The 20526-nt window shown below is 60.4% G+C and carries 16 protein-coding genes; 7 read left to right on the forward strand and 9 right to left on the reverse strand.

Features of this window, described 5'->3' with window-relative positions; genetic code table 11:
• Nucleotides 1–128 precede the first annotated feature (128 nt).
• Nucleotides 129–887: a substrate-binding periplasmic protein gene (locus JQR87_RS02090; RefSeq protein WP_407293069.1), complete on the forward strand. Its 759-nt coding sequence runs from the start codon at nucleotides 129–131 to the stop codon at nucleotides 885–887.
• Here the strand turns inward: JQR87_RS02090 and yccS are convergent.
• Complete coding sequence (gene yccS, locus JQR87_RS02095; protein ID WP_407293067.1) at nucleotides 878–3064, reverse strand: YccS family putative transporter; 2187 nt, start codon at nucleotides 3062–3064, stop codon at nucleotides 878–880. The genes JQR87_RS02090 and yccS overlap by 10 nt on opposite strands.
• A gap of 191 nt (nucleotides 3065–3255) precedes the next feature.
• Here yccS and JQR87_RS02100 point away from each other — a divergent pair, with 191 nt between their 5' ends.
• Nucleotides 3256–4737, forward strand: a complete 1482-nt coding sequence (locus JQR87_RS02100; RefSeq protein WP_407293064.1) for a PhoX family protein — start codon at nucleotides 3256–3258, stop codon at nucleotides 4735–4737.
• A 169-nt stretch (nucleotides 4738–4906) separates the two neighbouring features.
• On the opposite strand, the gene dbpA is transcribed toward JQR87_RS02100, so the two are convergent.
• Complete coding sequence (gene dbpA / locus JQR87_RS02105) at nucleotides 4907–6286, reverse strand: ATP-dependent RNA helicase DbpA (protein ID WP_407293062.1); 1380 nt, start codon at nucleotides 6284–6286, stop codon at nucleotides 4907–4909.
• A gap of 142 nt (nucleotides 6287–6428) precedes the next feature.
• On the opposite strand from dbpA, the gene JQR87_RS02110 reads away from it, so the two are divergent.
• The 4 genes from JQR87_RS02110 (at nucleotide 6429) to JQR87_RS02125 (ending at nucleotide 10185) form a co-directional block, all read left to right on the forward strand.
• The gene (locus JQR87_RS02110) at nucleotides 6429–6950 is read left to right on the forward strand and encodes an ATP-dependent zinc protease family protein (RefSeq protein ID WP_407293060.1); all 522 of its coding nucleotides are present in this window, start codon (nucleotides 6429–6431) and stop codon (nucleotides 6948–6950) included.
• Nucleotides 6951–7527: 577 nt separating this feature from the next.
• Complete coding sequence (locus JQR87_RS02115; protein WP_021205973.1) at nucleotides 7528–7791, forward strand: DUF4212 domain-containing protein; 264 nt, start codon at nucleotides 7528–7530, stop codon at nucleotides 7789–7791.
• Between the two features lie 5 nt (nucleotides 7792–7796).
• Complete coding sequence (locus JQR87_RS02120) at nucleotides 7797–9566, forward strand: sodium:solute symporter family protein (RefSeq protein ID WP_407293058.1); 1770 nt, start codon at nucleotides 7797–7799, stop codon at nucleotides 9564–9566.
• Nucleotides 9567–9663: 97 nt separating this feature from the next.
• Nucleotides 9664–10185: a hypothetical protein gene (locus JQR87_RS02125; protein WP_407293055.1), complete on the forward strand. Its 522-nt coding sequence runs from the start codon at nucleotides 9664–9666 to the stop codon at nucleotides 10183–10185.
• Between the two features lie 147 nt (nucleotides 10186–10332).
• Here the strand turns inward: JQR87_RS02125 and JQR87_RS02130 are convergent, their stop codons facing one another.
• The 6 genes from JQR87_RS02130 to JQR87_RS02155 form a co-directional block, all read right to left on the reverse strand.
• On the reverse strand, nucleotides 10333–11037 hold the full coding sequence (locus JQR87_RS02130) for a 3'-5' exonuclease (protein WP_407293054.1): 705 nt from the start codon (nucleotides 11035–11037) through the stop codon (nucleotides 10333–10335).
• A complete protein-coding gene (locus tag JQR87_RS02135) occupies nucleotides 11034–12968 on the reverse strand; it encodes a putative nucleotidyltransferase substrate binding domain-containing protein (protein WP_407293051.1) in 1935 nt (644 codons plus the stop codon). Before JQR87_RS02135 ends, JQR87_RS02130 begins: the two co-directional genes overlap by 4 nt.
• 188 nt (nucleotides 12969–13156) lie before the next feature.
• Nucleotides 13157–13561: a phosphate ABC transporter substrate-binding protein gene (locus JQR87_RS02140; protein ID WP_407293049.1), complete on the reverse strand. Its 405-nt coding sequence runs from the start codon at nucleotides 13559–13561 to the stop codon at nucleotides 13157–13159.
• Nucleotides 13562–13572: 11 nt separating this feature from the next.
• The gene (locus JQR87_RS02145) at nucleotides 13573–14733 is read right to left on the reverse strand and encodes a hypothetical protein (RefSeq protein WP_407293048.1); all 1161 of its coding nucleotides are present in this window, start codon (nucleotides 14731–14733) and stop codon (nucleotides 13573–13575) included.
• 19 nt (nucleotides 14734–14752) lie between these two features.
• Nucleotides 14753–16375, reverse strand: coding sequence for a methyl-accepting chemotaxis protein (locus tag JQR87_RS02150; RefSeq protein WP_407293047.1), 1623 nt, complete (start codon nucleotides 16373–16375; stop codon nucleotides 14753–14755).
• 198 nt (nucleotides 16376–16573) lie between these two features.
• Nucleotides 16574–18754, reverse strand: a complete 2181-nt coding sequence (locus JQR87_RS02155; protein ID WP_407293045.1) for a malate synthase G — start codon at nucleotides 18752–18754, stop codon at nucleotides 16574–16576.
• 290 nt (nucleotides 18755–19044) lie between these two features.
• On the opposite strand from JQR87_RS02155, the gene JQR87_RS02160 reads away from it, so the two are divergent.
• The gene (locus JQR87_RS02160) at nucleotides 19045–19563 is read left to right on the forward strand and encodes a glycine cleavage system protein R (RefSeq protein ID WP_407293043.1); all 519 of its coding nucleotides are present in this window, start codon (nucleotides 19045–19047) and stop codon (nucleotides 19561–19563) included.
• Nucleotides 19564–19569: 6 nt separating this feature from the next.
• Here the strand turns inward: JQR87_RS02160 and rarD are convergent, their stop codons facing one another.
• The gene (gene rarD / locus JQR87_RS02165) at nucleotides 19570–20463 is read right to left on the reverse strand and encodes an EamA family transporter RarD (protein ID WP_407293041.1); all 894 of its coding nucleotides are present in this window, start codon (nucleotides 20461–20463) and stop codon (nucleotides 19570–19572) included.
• Between the last annotated feature and the right edge of the window lie 63 nt (nucleotides 20464–20526).

The raw sequence follows: 20526 nt of genomic DNA on the forward strand, positions 1-20526 counted from the left end.
TGCGGCCAATCAGCTGCAGCACGGGTTTGTGACATCCGACGAGACGCTGGCGCTATTCGGGCTGGTTTGTGCTTTGCTAGGACTAGTAGCGCTTCGCCATGAAGCGGCGAGGCAGGCAGGGAGGGGCTGTGATCGGACTAACGCGTTTCATATGGCTTGCATTGCTGCTGACGAGCACATCGCTGTCCGCTGAAGCGTTGCGCCTGGCAGGCAATGTCTGGCCGCCTTATACGGATCAACGTCTGCTCGAAGATGGTTTGTCAGTCGATCTCATACGCACCGCGCTGGGCCGTGCCGGTTACGTGGTTCACTACATCGAAGTGCCCTGGGAACGTGCATTGCTCGGCCTGAAAACCGGTAGCTACGACATGGTCAACGGATGGCCGGCTGCAAACCGAACCCGCTACGCCCGCGCCTCCCGACCGTTTCTGACCAATCGCTTGCGATGGCTTCATCGTAGCGACACTTACACCCCGTATGACGGGCTCGACAGCCTGGTGGGATTGCGCATCGCATTGAGCCGCGGCTACTTCTACGGCAAGGGGTTGGAAAGTGATGCCCGTTTGATCAAGGGGTACGCCATGAATTTCGTGCAAGCGGCGAGGATGGTCGCCGCAGGGCGTGCCGACCTGACGCTGGAAGACGAGCGTACCGCGCTCTTCCACTTCAAGCGCGAGCTAGAGGATGTGCGCGATAAGCTGTCGTTCCTTCCCGGTGAGTTCAACCTGCTCGACCTGTCGCTGCTGGTGCGTAATGGTTACCCGCAGCAGGCGACAATCATCGCTGCGTTCAACCGGGAAATCGCGGCGATGGTGAACGACGGCAGCTATGCCGCGATATTCCTACGGCACGGGCTGGCGGCGCCGGCAGCCTTGCCTCAGCCCTGAGCCGGCGAATGCTGTTTGATCAGGTGCGCGGCCATACTCCGCAGTGGTGCCAACTGGCGGCAGATCAGTCCAAGCTGGGTCTGCAACAGGCGATGGCTGTCATCGGTGTCTTCCGAGGCGTATTCCAATTGTTGAGCCAGAACCTCTTCAGCTTCGCTGTAGACGGCAACCGGTTGGTTCTGCTGCAGCGCGCTGGCGAGCTCGTCGAGGCTGCTCGCCAGTTGCTGGGCGGCGCTTTCCAGCATCTCGTCACGCGCATCGTCGGGCAGGCTTTCACGGTGGGCGCCCAGACCTGACAAATAATTGAGCAGCGTGTGCGAGAGGATCAGGAAGCGAAAACCGGTTTCGGCGTCCTTACGAAAATGCCCGGGCTCCAGCAGCATATTCGACAGGGTGGTCGATAGCGCCGCGTCGGCGTTGTGCGCATTGCGCCGCGCCAGTCGATACGCCAGGTCATCGCGCTTGCCGCTTTCGTACTGCGCCATGATTTGCCGCAGGTAATCGGCACTGCGCGCGAGCGTATTGGCGACCACCTGATTGAGGCGCCGGCCCTGCCAGTCCGGCAACACGAAGAAAACGGCCGCCGCCGCAATCAAGCTGCCCAGTAGCGTATCGACCAAGCGCGGCCAGAACAGCCCGTAACCGTCACCGACCTGGTTGAAGCAGAACAGTACCAGCAGAGTGATTGCCGCAGTCGCCAGGGTATAGCGGCTGCTTCGGTTGGCGAAAAACACGACGCCAGCGATCACGGCGAACAGTGCCTGTATCTGCTGGCTCGGGAACAGGTCGAACAGCGCCCAGCCAACGGCCAGCCCAATCGCGGTGCCGGTCACCCGCTGGACCAGCTTGATCCTCGTTGCCCCGTAGTTGGGCTGACAGACAAAGACGGTGGTCAGCAGTACCCAATAGCCCTGTTCGGGATGAATGGTGTGGAGCACGACGTAGCCACACACCAGCGCCAGGCTCATGCGTAGCGCGTGACGGAACAGCAGCGAGGTGGGCGTCAGCTGCAAGCGGATACGGTTGAAGGCATCGCGCAGCGATTGCGGCTGTCGGTCCAGCAAGGTGCTGTCCTGCTCGCCTTCCAGCGCATCTGGATTGGTTGCTGTGGACAGCTGGCGCTGCATGGTCGAGAGGTTGCCGGACAGGGCACGCAGTGAGCGCAACAGGCCGCGCCATGCCGGGTTGCTTTGCATTCGCAGGTGCTCGAGGGACGCCTCCAGATCCGCCAGCGCCTGGGCATTGGCTTCGCTGTAGTGAAACGGCTGCCGCAGCTGAACGGCGTCCGCCAGGTCCGCACATGCCACGCCTTGCAGGCGCAGCAGCCTGCCGCAACGAAACAGCACGTCGCTGTGAAAGAACGCCTCAGCCAGCTCCTGGTAAGGATAGTGTGAGGAACTGACGCGCTCGTGCAGATCCTGAGCGAGGAAGTAGAGCTTGAGGTAGTGGCTGATCTTGACGCCGGGCCGACCGTTGCCCAGGCGATGCAAAAGGGTTTCCTTGGCCGCGTTCAGCGCGCTCACCACCCGCCCATTCTGCTGCGCCAGTTGCAGCCGACGTTCCTCCACATCCAGCTGGCGCACCGGCTCGAACAGGGCCGCTTTGAGCTTGTAGTACTGCCCAAGCTCGCGATACAGGCGGGCCAGACCCTGCTGTACTGGCTGGTGCGCGAACAGCGCATTCCAAACGACCGAGAGCAGCCCGTACCAAGTGGCGCCAGCCAACAGCAGCATCGGGTCGCGCCAGGGGTGTAGCGCTTCACCACCACGTTGGTCGGCTGCGATCATGCTGTAAATCGAAAGAATCAGCGTTGCCTGGGCAATGGTTGCGTAGCGCTCACCCAGCGCGCCGAGCATCACCAGGCTGAACGCCGCGGCAGCCATACCGAGCGCGAACAACAGGGGAAAGGGAAACAGCAGCTGAACCGAAACCGCAGCGATGCTGAAGCACAGCAGTGTGACCAGCAGCGCCGATAGTCGCCCCAACCAACTGTCATCGGTTTCCGCCAGGGCGCTGGCAATCACGCCAAGGAACAATGGAATCGCCATTGCTGGCTGGGAGAGGTACCAGCTCAACCCCATGCTGCCAGCCAGTGCGATCAACACGCGTAGGCTATAGCCGAACTTGTCCTGCGCCCAGAGCTGGCGCAGGGAATGGCTGAGCGAAGGTGAGCGCATAAAACGAGTCGGACCTGGCTGAAAGAAAGGGTTGGACGTCAAGCCTGCCCAGACGTCACGGCAAGCGAAGCAAAGCTTATACCGTCCATCCGTCCCCCATAACCGGAACGAAACCGCATGGTCATCGTTTAGCCGTATTCGTCAGGCCTTATTCATCGCGCACCTCCCATTCCTATAAAAGAGGACACCGCATGAACCGTGAACATGATGCCAGCCGCCGCAGCCTGCTCAAGGGTGGCGCTATCACCGCCGCCGTCGTCGCCAGCACGCCTTTCCTGGGTACGCTGGAAGCCTTCGCTGCGCGCAATGCCCAAGGCCGCGGCGCCGGCCTGGTTCGCAGCAGCTATGGCCCGTTGCGTCCGACCAAGGACCTGAGCACCGGTCTGGAGTTGCTGCAATTGCCCGACGGCTTCCAGTACAAGAGCTTTTCCTGGGCCGGCGATCTGATGGAAAACGGCCAACCTGTGCCCACCTCGCATGACGGCATGGGTGTCATCGATGTACGTCGTGGCCAGCGTGGCCCTGAAATTGTCCTGGTGCGTAACCATGAGGCCAGCACCGGCCCGCTGATCGACGCCACCGGCATCTACGATGACGTGATCCTCTCCAACGGCCAGCGTCCGGCCGGCGGAACTACCAACCTCTACGTATCCCGTGACATCACGCAGCCTGTACGCACGGTGCCGAGCCTCGGCGGCACCCGTACCAACTGTGCCGGCGGTGTCACGCCTTGGGGAACCTGGTTGACCTGTGAGGAAACTACCGCTGATTACCGCAGCGTCGGCGGTCGTGCTCATGGCTATGTCTTTGAAGTGAATGCCGATCCGGCGCTTACTACCGGCCAGCCTATCGTGCAGATGGGTCGCTTCTCCCACGAAGCCGTCGCGGTGAACCCCGCCAACAGCTATGTCTACCTGACGGAGGACGCGCGCAACCGTGCTGGCTACTATCGTTACATCCCCACCGATGCCAGCCAGCAGCCCGGCTCATTGGCTGTAGGCGGGATTTTGCAGGCAGCCCGGGTGCGTAACCGTGCGCTGGTCGATCTGCATGCGCCGAAGCAGGGCGACAGCTATGAGCTGGAATGGGTAGAGGTGGCAAATCCGGATCTCGATCCGCAGCCGGAGGGCAGCGGGCCGTATGCCCAGGCTCGCCGAGCGGGTGGCTTGAGCATGAGCCGCGGCGAAGGCATCTGGTACAGCGAAGGCAAGCTCTACATCGTTGACACCAGCGCTGGCACCGACAGCCAGGGGCGTGCCGGTTATGGCAATGGTGCGGTATGGATGCACGACCTGGCCAATGACCGCCTGACCTGCATCTTCGCGTCCACCGATGCCGAAATCGCCAACAACCCGGACAACATCACCGTCAGCCCGCGCGGCGGCTTGCTGCTTTGCGAAGACGGCGGTGGCGTGCAGGACACCTACGGCTTTGGCGAGCGCCTGCTCGGCCTGACCACCGCTGGCGAGGCGTACATCTTCGCTAAGAACAATGTGGTGTTCGATGACGTTCAGGCGGCTGCTGCTGGCAAGAATGTCTCCGGCGGTGATTACCGCAGCCGTGAATTCTGCGGTGCCTGCTTCGACCCGACTGGCCACTTCCTCTTCGTCAACATCCAGACACCCGGCATCACGTTTGCCATCTGGGGTCCCTGGGCTCGCGGTTCGCTGTAATCGCTCCTAGGCGAGTCGGGCGAAGGATTCGCTCGGCTCGTCTCACGCGGTGCTCGCTCCATATGCCGAGCGAGCCGGCAATGAGCTACGGGACGGGCAATCCGTCTTGCAACGAGCCTGTGCGCGAGGATGCGACAGGCTCGTTTTTCTTTCGGTCCGGCTATCTCAATTAGAGGGTGCGGACTTTCAGCGAGCGACCTTTGATCTTGCCGGAGTTGAGGCGATTAAGTGCCTGTTTGGCTATTTCGCGCTCAACGGCGACGAACGCCTGGAAGTCAAAGATCGCGATCTTGCCAACCTGCTTGCCGGGAATTCCCGCATCGCCGGTCAACGCGCCGAGGATGTCGCCGGGCCGCAGCTTGTCTTTCCGGCCAGCGCCAATGCACAGCGTCACCATAGGCGGCTGCAGCGGTCCGCCCGGCTGAATTTTCAGATCGCTGAGGGGCTGCCAGTTGAGCGGCGCCTTCTGCCGATCTTCAATGGCTTGGGCACGGTGGCCTTCGGCGGGGGCGACGAGGCTGACGGCGATGCCTTTCTTGCCCGCTCGCCCGGTACGTCCAACACGGTGGATGTGTATTTCCGAATCGCGCGCCAGTTCGACGTTGATCACCATGTCCAGCGCGTCGATATCCAGTCCGCGCGCGGCGACGTCAGTCGCAACCAGTACCGACAAGCTGCGGTTGGCGAACATCGCCAACACCTGATCCCGGTCGCGCTGCTCCAGGTCGCCGTTGAGCGCCATGGCAGAAATACCTTTTGCGGTGAGGGTGTCGACCAGTTCCTGGCACTGCTGTTTAGTGAAGCAGAAGGCCACGCAGGTTTCCGGACGGAAGCTTGCCAGCACCCGGATGACTGCCTGCATGCGGCCTTCGGGATCGATTTCGTAGAAGCGCTGCTCGATCTGCGCGTCGTCATGCAGGGCTTCGACCTTGATCTGCTGCGGGTCGCGCATGAACGTCGATGCGAGCTGCTTGATACCCGCCGGGTAGGTCGCCGAGAACAGCAAGGTTTGCCGCTTGCTCGGGGTCTGTTCGATGATTTCGGCAATCGCATCATAGAAGCCCATGTCGAGCATCCGGTCGGCTTCGTCGAGTACGAGCTTGTTGAGTCCGTCGAGTTTCAGTGAACCCTTCTTCAGGTGCTCCTGAACGCGCCCGGGCGTTCCTACAATCACGTGTGCGCCGTGCTCCAACGACCCGATCTGCGGGCCTATGGACACGCCGCCGCAAAGCGTCAGGATCTTGATGTTGTCTGCCGAGCGTGCCAGTCGGCGCAACTCCTTGGCCACCTGATCGGCCAGTTCACGGGTCGGGCATAGCACCAGCGCCTGACAACCAAAGTAGCGCGGGTTGATCGGCTCCAGCAGAGCAATACCGAAAGCGGCAGTTTTGCCGCTGCCGGTCTTGGCCTGAGCGATGAGGTCCATGCCCTTGAGCATGACCGGCAGGCTTTGTGCCTGGATCGGCGTCATCTCGGCATAGCCAAGGGCATCAAGGTTGGCCAGGGTTGCGGGGCTGAGGGGCAGGGTGGCGAAGGCTGAGCTGGGCACGGTAGTGGTCTGCGTTGAAGGTGACGGGCAGTTTAACAGGCGGCCGGCATCAACGCGTGTCGGCCTTGGCCCGCACAACAGGCGGAACGGATCGCGACTGCAACCGGTCCCACTGATGTCAATACTGAGTCCGGAGGCCGTTTTGTCCCGTTTGTTGTTGCTATTGAGTGCATTGACCCTTCCCGCCATCGCCGCTGAACCGTCCTTGTACGGCCGCTATGAGCACATCAAGATCGAAGACCTCGGCAAGACGCTCAAGGCCAAGATGGATACCGGTGCAATGACCGCCTCGCTGTCGGCACGTGATATCGAGCGCTTCGAACGAGACGGTGAGGACTGGGTAAGATTCCGTCTGGCTGTTGAAGGCGCTGACGACACGCTCTACGAACACCGCCTGGCCCGCATCGCCGAGATCAAGACTCGAAAAGAAGAAGCGGTCGACCCAGACGACGATACGGATATCGAGCGTGGCCCCGATGTAGCCGAGCGGCCAGTGGTGGAGATGCAGTTGTGCATCGGCGACCAGCTGCGTGAAGCCGAGGTCAACCTCACTGACCGTAGCCACTTCCGCTATCCCTTGCTGATTGGCGCCACAGCAATCCGGGATTTGGACGCGGCCATCGACCCCGCTCAGAAATACACGGCTGGACGTCCAGCCTGCTAAACGGGCGTCTCCCGCCGTTAAGTTTCCGCGACCACAGCCGTCCCGGCAGCCCTTCCTGGGCGGGGCGGCACGGTGGCCGATGCTTGGTGGCTGGATGTAACGGCGTTTCGTGGGCGCTCGCTCCCAATCAATGTGGGCGCTCGCTCCCAATCAATAAAGCGACTTATAGAGCCACCTGCTACTTAAATCTTTACTCATCCATATAAATAGCAGCGCATTGAAAACTGTCATATTGCTTCAACTAATATGAAGTATCGTATGGCCCGAAGTGCAGCCTTAATAAAGCGACAACAATAAAAAGATGGCGGGTTTCATTATTGCCACCCATTTAATCTCGGTTGCCATGAAGGGCAAGGGTGGTGCGGCGCGGCGTGACCGACAGGTCAAGGTATGTGGTGCACGATTGCATAGGACGAAGCGCAGCGAGAGCGCTCGGCCAACGCTTGTTTCAATGGGGTTCAGGCTGGGTCCTGGGGCCTACTCAGACTAAAGTCGGGGCTTTCTTTCCAGCACTCAACCTTGATAGATTCACGATGTGGTTCCCTTTACTCGTAATAAAAATAAGACGGAGAACGTCATGGCCGACAGCGACAAAACAAATGCTGCTGCGTACTGGAAGGCGAATGTTCGCCTCATAACTTGGAGCCTGGTGGTTTGGGCTCTTGTCTCATATGGTTTCGCTATCCTGCTGCGCCCTTTGCTCTCCGGTATCCCGGTTGGGGGCACAGACCTTGGGTTCTGGTTCGCTCAACAGGGTTCCATCATCACGTTCATTTTGATCATCTTCCACTACGCGTGGCGGCTGAACAAATTGGATAAGGAATTCGGGGTTGAGGAGTAACCATAATGAGCCAGTATTGGATAAACATGCTGTTCGTGGGCGCCTCGTTCCTGCTCTACATCGGGATCGCGGTCTGGGCTCGCGCTGGATCAACTAAAGAGTTCTATGTCGCCGGCGGCGGTGTCCACCCCGTAACCAACGGCATGGCAACAGCAGCGGACTGGATGTCTGCAGCGTCCTTCATTTCGATGGCAGGTCTGATCGCCTCCGGCGGTTATGCCACTTCGGTTTACCTGATGGGTTGGACCGGTGGCTACGTGCTGCTGGCAATGCTGCTAGCGCCCTACCTGCGCAAGTTCGGCAAGTTCACCGTACCGGACTTCATCGGTGACCGCTTCTACAGCCGTGGTGCTCGTCTGGTCGCTGTCGTCTGCCTCATCCTCATCTCCGTGACCTACGTAATCGGTCAGATGGCCGGTGCTGGTGTGGCGTTCTCTCGCTTCCTGGAAGTGAGTAACTCGGCCGGTATCTGGATCGCTGCCGCCATCGTGTTTGCCTATGCAGTATTCGGCGGCATGAAGGGCATCACCTATACCCAGGTGGCGCAGTACGTGGTTCTGATCATCGCCTACACCATTCCGGCCGTGTTCATTTCCATGCAGCTGACCGGCAATCCGATCCCGATGTTCGGCATGTTCAGCACTCATACCGAATCCGGTATGCCGCTGCTCGACAAGCTGAACCAGGTGGTCACCGATCTCGGCTTCGCTGCGTATACCGCTGACGTCGACAACAAGCTGAACATGTTCTTGTTCACCATGTCGCTAATGATCGGTACCGCTGGCCTTCCGCACGTTATCATTCGCTTCTTCACCGTGCCGAAAGTGGCTGACGCCCGTTGGTCCGCTGGCTGGACGCTGATCTTCATCGCCCTGCTGTACCTCACCGCGCCGGCTGTTGCCTCCATGGCGCGTCTGAACCTGGTGCAAACCATCTATCCGGAAGGCCCGGCTGCCGAAGCGATCCGCTACGAAGACCGTCCGGAGTGGGTACAGACCTGGGAGCAGACCGGCCTGATCGCGTGGGAAGACAAGAACGCGGATGGTCGTGTACAGATGTACAACGACGCCAATGCGGCCTTCACCCCGACGGCTACTGAGCGTGGCTGGAATGGCAACGAACTGACCGTCAACAACGACATCATTGTTCTGGCCAATCCGGAAATTGCTAACCTGCCGAGCTGGGTCATCGGTCTGATCGCTGCCGGTGCTATCGCTGCTGCACTTTCGACTGCTGCGGGTCTTCTGCTGGCGATCTCGTCTGCTATCAGTCATGACCTGATCAAGACGTTGATCAATCCGAAGATCAGCGAGAAGAACGAGATGCTGGCCGCACGTCTGTCCATGACCGCAGCTATTCTGCTGGCGACATGGCTGGGCCTGAATCCTCCAGGCTTCGCGGCTCAGGTTGTAGCCCTGGCATTCGGTCTAGCAGCCGCGAGTCTGTTCCCAGCGCTGATGATGGGTATTTTCTCCAAGCGTGTGAACAGCAAGGGTGCTGTAGCGGGGATGCTGGTTGGTGTGATCTCCACCGCCGTGTACATCTTCCTGTACCTGGGCTGGTTCTTCATCCCTGGCACTGCAAGCATCCCGAACACGCCTGATCAGTGGTGGATGGGTATCTCCCCGCAGGCCTTCGGTGCCGTAGGTGCGATTCTCAACTTCGCTGTGGCCTACGCCGTTTCGATGGCTACCGAGGCCCCGCCGCAGGAAATTCAGGATCTGGTCGAGAGCGTTCGTACCCCGAAGGGTGCTGGCGTTGCGCTTGATCACTAACTGATAATGCAGCCGCATGTCAGACTTGCTCTGACACAAGGTTGAGATAGAAGTCGGGCTTCCATATGGAAGCCCGATTTTTTTAGGGGAGTTGTATATGTTCTGGCATCTAATCGCGGCAATCATCGCTGGTGTGGCAGGTGCGGGTATTGGGCTGCTGCTGCGTTCACTGACGCGTAAGAGAGTGCCGAAATGGATCATTCCTGTTTGTGCTGGCGTGGGAATGCTGAGTTACACCATCCATTACGAATACACCTGGTTCGAAACCAAAGAGGCACGCCTGCCGGAAGGCACTGTTGTCGTTTCGAGCGAAGAGGGGGAAATGCTATGGCGCCCCTGGACCATGCTGTATCCCATGCCGTTGAGCTACACGGTGCTCGATCAGGCAAACGCGCAGATTCAGGATACGGACCAGGGCCGCATCGCCCGCTTCGTGCTGTATCGCTTCGATAAACAGCATCTGACGTCGACAGTCGTCAGGCAAGGTTATCAGCTGATCTGTCCCGAGAAGGCCATGTTCAGGTTGAACGATGAAGGGCAGGCCAAAGTTGAGACCTTGACCGAACTGGATGCCGATTCGCCGATAGTTCAGCGTATTTGCTTCGACCAGTCGCGCTGAGCCTGGGCGAATCAGTTCGACATTGTCGCCGCTGCGCCCTACGACAGGCACGCAGCGCTGCGTTCGACGCGACGCCCGGCCAGGAGAGGCCGGGCGGCCTGGTTATGGCCTGTCAGTCCAAGTTTGGATTGCCCGAAGCAAGCGCGACTACATGAACTGAGCCTGTTGCCGCTTGCGCCAGTTCGCCAGCCTCTGGCTTACAGCTTCCAGGCTGTCCAGGCCCTGTCGACGCGCCTTGCTGCAGAGGATCAGGGCCAGCTCGGCCGTAGCCAGGGCATCCGCGCTGGCGTGATGGCGCTGCAAGACCTGCAGGCCAAAATGGCTGCACCACTCGTCCAGGCCATTTTGCCTCGGACGGTTATCGGGGCAGAGCATGGGCGCAAGCTCTGCGACATCGATGAAAGGATGGCGCAGCTTGTAGCCGAGCGTCTGTTTCAATGCGCGGGTCAGCATGCGCTGATCGAAACCGGCATGGAACGCCAGGATCGGGCTGTCGCCGATGAACTCCATCAGGCACAGAAGCGCTTCGGCCGGGTCTTCACCAGCTTCGAGTTCGCTTGGTGCAATCCCATGGATCAACACACTTTCGCTGACCTTCTGAGCTGGGCGTAACAGGGTCGACTCGAACTGATCACCCAACTGGATACCGCCTTTATCGATCACCACTGCACCTATGGACAAGACGATGTCGCGACGCATGTCCAGGCCGCTCGTTTCGAGATCGAGCACCACCATACGCTGGGTTTGCAACGGGCAGAGGCCCAGCGCGGCCGGTGCACTAAGCTGATCGCGACGTTGCAGCTGTTCCAGCTCCAGGGGTGGGCCGCGATGTTTGAACCAAGGCATATTCATAGCTGATAGCGAACCGCCAGACTGCTTTGTAGCCGCTGTGCCTGGCGAAAAGATTCACGCAGGATACGTCTGTCCAAGTGATTGAGGGTGTCGGGGTCGAGCCGGTTCGAGTATGGCTTTCCTTCCCGTGCCTGCTGTTGGTGCTGTTCCATGCGAGTCTGCTGAATGAAATGGTAGGCCTCCTCGTAGGCCGCGCCATCCTTTTCATCAATTACGCCTTTCTCGACTAGCAGGCGCAGCCGATCCAGCGTGTTGCACGCAGTGATGCCGTGACCCAGGGCAAGCAAGCGCGCCCCGTCTACAAAGGGCGTCAGGCCTTGCACCTTGAGATCCAGTGTCGCCTTGCCGTCGCCCTTACGGGTCACCACAAAATCACGGAAACGCCCTACTGGCGGGCGATGGCGCAGTGCGTTTTCGGCCATCATGCGCTGGAACAGTCGGCTCTCGCCGATCTCTTCGAGTAGGGCGTTGCGCAGCTGCTCACAGCCTTCGCTTGGCCCCCAGATCGCGCGTAGATCAAAGTAGATGGTGCTGCTGAGCAGGTTTTCCGGTGTCGATTCCCGAACGAAGGCGCTGAAGCGTCGCCTCCATTCCTGCCGGGACAGGCACAGCTGCGGATTGCTGGCCATGATGCTGCCCTTGCAGAGTGCGAAGCCACAGGCGTCGAGATCCTGATTGATGCGTTCTGCCAGCGGAAGCAGGCGCCCACGGATGTGCGCCGCTTCGGCCGCGTCGGCGGCGTCGAACAGGATGCCGTTGTCCTGATCGGTATACAGCGTCTGCTCCCGGCGTCCTTCGCTGCCAAAACACAGCCAGGTGAAGGGGATACCGGGATCTCCGAGCGTTTCGATGGTCAGTTCGATCACGCGACTCACCGTGTGGTCGTTGAGCAGCGTGATGATGTGGGTGATCTGCGTGGATGACGCACCGTGGGCCAGCATATTGTCGACGAGCTGCTGAATGCGGCTGCGGATGATCACCAGCGTTGCGACGCTGTCGGCGTGGGAGATCGCCTGCGCCAGATGGACCAGATCTACGCGCTGCAGCGAGAACAGGTCGCGCTCGGAAATCACCCCTCGTAGCAGCCCTTTCTCGACGACGCAGACGTGGGCGATATGTCGTTCGGTCATGGCAATCGCAGCATCGAACGCGGTGGCATCCGGCGGTAGATGAAACGGGTCCTGAGTCATGAATTCGGCGATCGGGGCGGACAGGTCGGTGGTGCCCGTGCCGATCACGCGGCGAAGGTCGCGCAATGTGAAGATGCCTTGAGGATGCGATTCGAGGTCGGTAATCACGACGCTGCCAATGTTGTTTTCATGCATCAGCGCCACGGCATCGGCCAGCGGCATCGACGGCAGGCAGGATACCGGGTGATGCAGTGCCAGATCACCTATGCGCGTTTCCAGCGAGTACTGCTCACCGAGGCTTTCCACCGCGCGCATCTGTGCCTGCTGGTTGACCAGGTCAAGCAAGCTACTGACGCCACGCATGGCGAAGTCTCGAAACGAAGCGGACTTGGAAACCAGTTTGACGAAGGCCGGCTTGTTCAACAGGTAGCAGAAGGTGTCTTCGGCGGCAAAATGTCCGGTGCGTGTGGCGCGCTCGCCCATCAGTGCAGCCATCGGGAAACACTCGCCGACGATCACTTCGAATGTGGTGTCGGTACCGCGCTTGCTGGTGTGTGGACGCTGACCATGTACCCGGCCCTGCTTGATGATATAGAAGTGCTCAACCACGCCGTCATCGGGTGAAATGATGCAATCGCCTTCGCTGTAAAAGCGCAGCTGGCAGTTCTCGACCAGATAGGCCAGATGTCCCGGCTCCATTTGGTTGAACGGCGGATATTTGCGCAGAAACTCCATGGTCCCGTGGATGTTCTGCAGCACGGCGGTCTTGCCTGCCTCGGCGAAAGCATCGGCTTTGCTCATGGTTCGCTTCCAGTTTTTGCGCCTAATGGTGGGCTGTGGGTCCGGTCGGGCACATTGGACGTAAGTCTAGTCGCAGGCAGGCGCGGCCGGGCTGACAAAGCGTCGGCTGTGTCGGTGTGCTCGCGCCCGATAACGGAAGCTATAAAAAAACCGCCCGGATGGGCGGTTTTTCTCGTCGCGGCTACAAGTCACGGCAGGGTGAACAGCACCTTGACCGAGCTGTTGACGGCCGCGCTGTCGACGTAGCCAATGGCGTCGGCCTCAGCTGCAACCTTGGCGACCATCGCGGCGTCATCGGCGACGCTCGCCAGGGGCTGGCCTTTGCCGGTGAAGATCAAACCTGACCAGTAAGACTTGAGTTGCGACTCGTTCTTGCTGGTCACGCCTGCATAGAAGGCCTCCTTGGCTGGCGTCCAGCCGGCCTGGTCGACGCCCTTCATGGACTTGTCTTTGCCCAGGAAGATGTTCGCCACTTCAGACTGTGACGGCGCTTTGGCAGCAGCAGGATTGACGATCACAGCGACCTCGGCCTGAGCCAGAGTAGCCAGGCCAAGCAGCGCAGCGCCGCCGAGGATGCGAAGGGGTGCTTTCATCTTGACGCTCCTCAAAATACGAAATCGACGCCGACGGAAACGATGTCACCGTCGTAGTTGCGGGCGGGGGTGCCACGAGTGCCGGCGCTGAGGTCGTACACGGCATTGTTGAACACTTCTTGCGCGTTCCGGGTGAACACGCCGTCGTAGCCGTTCTTGGTGTCGACGCGCTTGTACTCGCCTTTGACCACGACGGTCGGGGCGGCTTGGTAGTTCAGACCCAGCGTCCAGGAGCTCTGACGGCCACCGTTGTCGTCCAGCTGTGCGTAGGTGACGTGCGGCAGGAAGTCGCCAAAGCGACGGCCACCCATCAGGTAGAACGAATCGATGGATTCCATACCATCGTTCTCGATCATGCGCGATGTCCACTCGTTGCTGCTGACCCAGGTGCCGTTGTCGTACTGGTAGCCGATCGAGGTGAACTTGCCTTTCTCTTTATCAAGCGTCAGCAGGCTCAAAGGGGCCGTTACGCCAGGCATGACAGTGACTGTGCCGTTGATGTCGGTCTTGATGTTCGCTTCGACATAGCCGATGCGCAGCGTACCGAAATCGTTGGTCGCCAAGCTCACGCTAGCGCCGAACAGGTTGCCGTAGTCGATATCGAACTGCTGATCATAGGCGAAGTAGTCACGATTCTTTGCCTGGCCGCCAGCGACCTGGACGGAGACCGAACCGTAGGAGAGCGGAACGGTATAGACCGCATCGACGCCTTCGTAGTTGGTTACCTGAACTTGGCTATAGACCTCGTCGGGCAAGCGCAGCCAAGGGTAGCTGTAGCCGACGTCAAGGCTTTCGGAGTACATGTAGACCGGGCTGCGCAGGCGGCCGGCACGGAGCATCAGCTGGTCGTTGGTCTGCCATGACAGGTAGGCCCACTCCAGGTTGGCTTTCCACTCATCCTGCTGCGCCTTGGCGGTGGCTTGCACGGTCACGCCGACGGTGTCGGTAACGCCGTAGCTCAGCTGTGCGCCGAACTTGGACAGCTGGTCGCCGCGCCAGGAATCGTTGGTTTGGCCCTGCACGCCATAGCTGCGGCCTTCGTCTTCGCCACCCAGATGGGTGAAGCCGACGGTGCCGAAACCGTTGAACCGGTGCTCACCCTGTTCCAGGGCGAAGGCTTGAGTGGTTGCCAGGCAGACGGCTGCCAGGCCGATAACACGTACTGCGGTCATCAGATGCTCCTAAAGCTGTTTAAACGCGGAATTGGGCCGTGGCCGCACGCAGGTGATCGCCCGTGCTGACCAGTTGCTCGCCCAGTCGGGCGGTGGCTTCGGCGCCGTTTGCGGTTGCTTGTGCGTCCTGCTGCAACACTTGGGTTTCTTGTTGGATGGAACTCGACAAGCCGATCTGCTCCTGGGTGAACTGGGCAATGCCGGCATTGAGTTCGTCGATTTGGTTGACCGTGCTGGCAATGGTCTCGAGCAACTGGGTCGCCTCGACCGAGCGTTCGATGCTGGCGCGCGACTTTTCGCCATTGCTGTTCATGACATTGAGCACGGTGTTGGCGCTGCTTTGCAGGCGCTGGATGATCTGTTGGATCTCTGCGGTGGAGGCTGCTGTTTTCTGGGCCAGGTTGCGCACCTCATCAGCCACGACGGCGAAGCCGCGGCCCTGTTCGCCGGCGCGGGCGGCTTCGATGGCTGCGTTGAGTGCAAGCAGGTTGGTCTGTTCGGCGATGCTCCGAATCACGGTGAGCACCGAGCCGACTTCCTGTGTTTCTTCCTCGAGCTGCTCCATCGCTTGCACGGCACTCATGACGCTGTTGCCCAGATCGTTGATTCCGCTCGACAGGCTGGCGACGTGCTCGCGCGCTGTGGTGGCCTGGCGTGCGGCCGAGTTGGCTTCGTCTGACGCCTGCTGCGAGCGCTGCGCCACTTCCTGAATGCTGCCGGTCATGGTGAGGATGTCGCGGGTGATGGAGTCGGTATGGTGCTGCTGAGACTTGGCGTTCTCTTCGGAACCCTGAGTCAGGTTGTACAGCTCCTTGGATACCTGGCCGAGCGGGCTGGCGGCCTCGATGATCTGGCGGATGGTGTGCTGCAACTTATCCAAAAATCCGTTGAACAGCTCGATCATCGCGCCGATTTCATCGTTCGACTTCACGTTGACTCGCTGGGTGAGGTCGCCATCGCCGCGAGCGATGGACTGCAATGAGGCGATCACGCCGCGTACGTTTGCCATCACGCTGCGAATCACCAGCCAAGCGCCAAGGCCTACCACGACGATCAGCACGAGAGAAAGGATGATGCCTAGCCGAGTGGTGTGCGCGTTGGCTTCGCGGGTTTCGGCCAGGGTTTGCTGGAAATCCTGGTAGGCACCTGTGCGGAAGTCGGTTGCCTGTTTCTGAGCCTGGGTGAGATCGCTGGCCATGCGGTCCAGGTTCGGCCGCAAGTCATCGAACGAGGCGCTGCCGTCGATCAGCTTCGCTGAAGCATCGAGCGCATTGTCGGCATAGGCCTTGACTGCTTTGCGCCAGTCGTTGAGTGCCTGAAGCCGCTGTGGCTGGGCATCCAGAAGTGTAGTGAGCGCCTGCTGCTGCGCATCGATTTCGCTGAGCACTTCGCGCGCTTCGTCAAGAATGCCCGATTCACCGGCCGCCACAGCGTTGTTCAATAGGCCAGGTATACGGGAAAACTGGAATATCACCGCGTCAGTCTTCTCCAGGGTCGGATAGCTCTGAGTTTCGATGCTGACCAGTCGCGAATCCGTCGCAGAAAGCTGGAGTGAGGTATAGCCGACATAAAGAATCAGCCCGAGCAGAGCGACGGCAGGAACCAGCGACAGCTTCGCGGTTAACGAGAAATTGTTGAACATGCATCAACTCCACGGCAGGGCGGCGGATACTACGAGAGAGCGGATAATAGCGAAATGCCATCTGTCTGAAATATTGTGACCAGAGATGGCTATCAGGTCACGTTATCGGCTGTAACAAGCCTGACTTGACCCCTTCACTACGGAGCGAGGCAAAAAAAACCGCCCGGTTAGGGCGGTTTATTGCAGCTGACGTACGGGTTACACGCCGTTCTTGGCCTTGAACTCGCGGCGGCGGCGATGCAGGACCGGCTCGGTGTAGCCGTTGGGCTGCTTCGTACCTTCGAGCACCAGCTCCAGAGCGGCCTGGAATGCCACGCTGTTGTCGAAGCCAGGTGCCATCGGACGGTACAGCGGATCGCCTTCATTCTGACGGTCGACCACCGGGGCCATGCGCTTGAGACTCTCGATCACTTGATCCTTGGTTACCACGCCGTGGCGCATCCAGTTGGCCACGTGCTGGCTGGAGATGCGCAGGGTGGCGCGGTCTTCCATCAGCGCGATGTCGTTGATGTCAGGGACCTTGGAGCAGCCGACGCCCTGTTCAACCCAGCGAACCATGTAACCGAGGATGCCCTGCGAGTTGTTGTCGAGCTCGTTGCGCTTCTCTTCTTCGGTCCAGTTGGTGTCTTGCGCCAGCGGAATAGTGAGGATGTCGTCGATGGACGCCTTCTCACGCTTGGCAAGCTCGGCCTGGCGCGCCTGCACGTCGACCTTGTGGTAGTGCATGGCGTGAAGGGTGGCCGCGGTCGGCGACGGAACCCAGGCGGTGTTGGCACCGGCCATGGGATGACCGATCTTCTGTTCGAGCATCGCGGCCATCAGGTCAGGCATGGCCCACATGCCCTTGCCGATCTGCGCCTTGCCCTGCAGGCCGCAGGCCAGGCCGACGTCGACGTTGTTGTTCTCGTAAGCGCCGATCCATTTCTCGGACTTCATGGCTGCCTTGCGTACTACGGGGCCGGCTTCCATGGACGTGTGGATTTCGTCGCCGGTGCGGTCGAGGAAGCCGGTGTTGATGAACACCACGCGCTCGCGCGCTTCCTTGATGCAGGCCTTGAGGTTGACCGTGGTGCGGCGCTCCTCGTCCATGATCCCGACCTTCAGGGTGTTGCGCGGCAGACCGAGAACGTCCTCGACGCGACCGAACAGCTCGGTGGCGAACGCCACTTCTTCCGGGCCGTGCATCTTCGGCTTGACGATGTACACCGAGCCGGTTCGACTGTTGGCGCGGGTGGTGTTGCCCTTGAGGTTGTGCATTGCGGCCAGGCTGGTGAACAGGCCGTCCATGATGCCTTCGGGCACTTCATTGCCGTCCTGGTCGAGGATGGCGTCGTTGGTCATCAGGTGGCCGACGTTACGGATGAACAGCAGCGAACGGCCATGCAGTGTCAGGTCACCGTTGCCATCGGCCTGGGTGTAGACGCGGTCCGGGTTCATGGCGCGGGTGATGCGCTTGCCGCCCTTATCCAACTCTTCGACCAGGTCGCCCTTCATCAGGCCCAGCCAGTTGCGATAAACGACTGTCTTGTCATCGGCATCGACCGCGGCGATGGAGTCTTCGCAGTCCATGATGGTGGTCAGCGCCGACTCCATCAGCACGTCTTTGACGCCGGCGGCATCGGTTTGGCCAATCGGGTGCGACGGGTCGATCTGGATTTCGAAATGAATGCCGTTGTGCTTGAGCAGCACGGCAATCGGTGTGCTGGCGTCGCCTTGGAAACCGCGCAGCTGAGCGGGGTTCTGCAGGCCGGCGGTGCCGCCGTCTTTCAGCGAGACGACCAGCTTGCCGCCTTCGATACGGTAGCCTGTGGCGTCAGCGTGGGAGCCGGTTCCCAGGGGAGCGGCCTGATCCAGGAAAGCGCGCGCGTAAGCGATGACCTTGTTGCCGCGAATCTCGTTATAGCCCGGGCCTTTGCTGGCGCCGTCTTCTTCGGAGATTGCGTCGGTGCCGTAGAGCGCATCGTACAGCGAGCCCCAACGGGCATTGGCTGCGTTCAGGGCGAAGCGAGCATTCATGATCGGAACAACGAGCTGCGGGCCGGCCATGCTGGCGATTTCTACATCGACGTTCTGTGTAGTGGCCTGGAAATCTTCGGCTTCCGGCAGCAGGTAACCGATGTCCTGCAGGAAGGCCTTGTAGGCTGCTGCGTCGTGCGCTTGGCCGGCACGGGCCTGATGCCAGGCATCAATCTGTGCTTGGAGATCATCACGCTTGGCCAGCAGCGCGCGGTTCTTCGGCGCCAGGTCATGAATGACGCTGGAAGCGCCGGCCCAGAAGGCGTCGGCATCGATGCCGGTACCAGGAATCGCTTCGTTGTTCACGAAGTCGTACAGGACTTTGGCGACCTGCAGGCCACCGACTTGAACGCGCTCAGTCATCACTCGCCTCACTTGGTTCTTCTTGAAATCCGTCGGACAGGTTCTTCTTGTAGTCCGGGTCGACGGATACTACATGAAGCCGTTCGGAAAATCAGTCCGCCTCTCGACGCCTGTACGAGAGCCTTGGCGGGCCTGTCGCAGCGGTCGGCAGCGGGCTATAAAAAGGGTCTTCTGAGCTGCGCGCGCATGAGTTTGTTCTATACCTATGGAGCCGGACGCTGTGGCAGCGGTCCATTGCTTCAACATCCCGGCCCGCGTTGGTCGCCGTATCCCCTACCAAGGAGTCACCAATGGATCATCTCGTCCTGACCGTCATTGCCGAAGACCAGCCCGGGCTGGTGGAGCGCGTGGCCAAGTGCATCGCTGAGCACGGTGGCAACTGGCTGGAAAGTCGCATGTCGCGGATGGCCGGGCAGTTTGCCGGGATTCTCCGTGTAGCGGTTCCCGCTCAAGCGCATGCCGGGCTGATCGAGGCGCTGCAGCAGCTGGAGCAGGAGGGTATCCGTGTGCTCTTTGCCCATAGCGGTGCCGAGCCGGAACGTCGCTGGCAGATGGTTCAGCTACAGCTGGTAGGCAATGACCGCGCGGGCATCGTTCGCGATATCACCCAGTTGCTGGCGCGACGCGGGGTGAATCTGGAAAGCCTCGACACGGACGTGCTGCCCGCGCCAATGACCAACGAGTTGCTCTTTCATGCAGAGGCTCGACTGGCGGTGCCAACCGAGCTGTCACTCGATGAGTTGCAGCAGCACCTGGAAACGCTTGCCGACGATCTGATGGTCGAGCTGAAGCTCAAACCTGCGGACTGACGGGCTTCAGCGCACCGCGCCCTTGCGCATCACCCGCCAGGCGTCATAGCTGTACACCGCAAGACCGGCCCAGATGCAGACGAAGGCCAGCTTGCGATCAGCCGGAAAGGGTTCGTTGAACACCCATACGGCCAGGATCAGCAGCAGCGTCGGCGTGATGTATTGCAGGAAACCCAGGGTCGAATAGGGCAGGTGCCGCGCTGCGGCGTTGAAACACAGCAGCGGCAGCAATGTCACCGGCCCGGCGGCCACCAGCCAGAGGGCTTGCGGTTCGGTCCAGAATGACCATTCGGTGCTTGGCCCGGTGCCGAAGAACAACAGCCAGCCCAGCGCGATCGGCAACAGAAGCCATGTCTCGACCACGAGGCCGGGCAGCGCTGCGACAGGCGCCTGCTTGCGCAGCAGGCCGTAGCTGCCAAAGCTAAGCGCCAGCGCGATCGAAACCCATGGGAAATCGCCAAGGGTGATCAGCTGCAGGGTGACGCCGATAGCCGCCATTGCGACAGCTAGCCACTGCAGCGGGCGCATGCGCTCACGCAGCACGATCAGCCCCAGCAGCACATTGACCAGCGGATTGATGTAGTAGCCCAGGCTCGCTTCGAGCATGTGGTTGTTGTTCACGGCCCAGACGTAGATCAGCCAGTTGCTGGCGATCAAGATGCTGGAAATCATCAACACGCCGATCCGCCGTGGATGGGCGAGCAGCTCCTGCCACCAGCCCGGATGCCGCCACAGCATCAGCACCAACGTGCCGAACAGCGCCGACCAGATGGCTCGCTGAGTCACGATCTCCAGCGCTGCGTACTGTTCGATGGCTTTGAAGTAGAGCGGAAAAAGGCCCCAAATGGAGAAGGTCGTAAGGCCCAGTAAATAACCTTTGCGCAGATCGGCGGTAGCCATGTGTGTCCTGAAGGGGCGGCGGAGAGCCGAACATTCTGCGCCTGGACGATCCGATTTGTCTGC

This window comes from Stutzerimonas stutzeri, from assembly GCF_051028275.1.
Classification (GTDB): domain Bacteria; phylum Pseudomonadota; class Gammaproteobacteria; order Pseudomonadales; family Pseudomonadaceae; genus Stutzerimonas; species Stutzerimonas stutzeri_AS.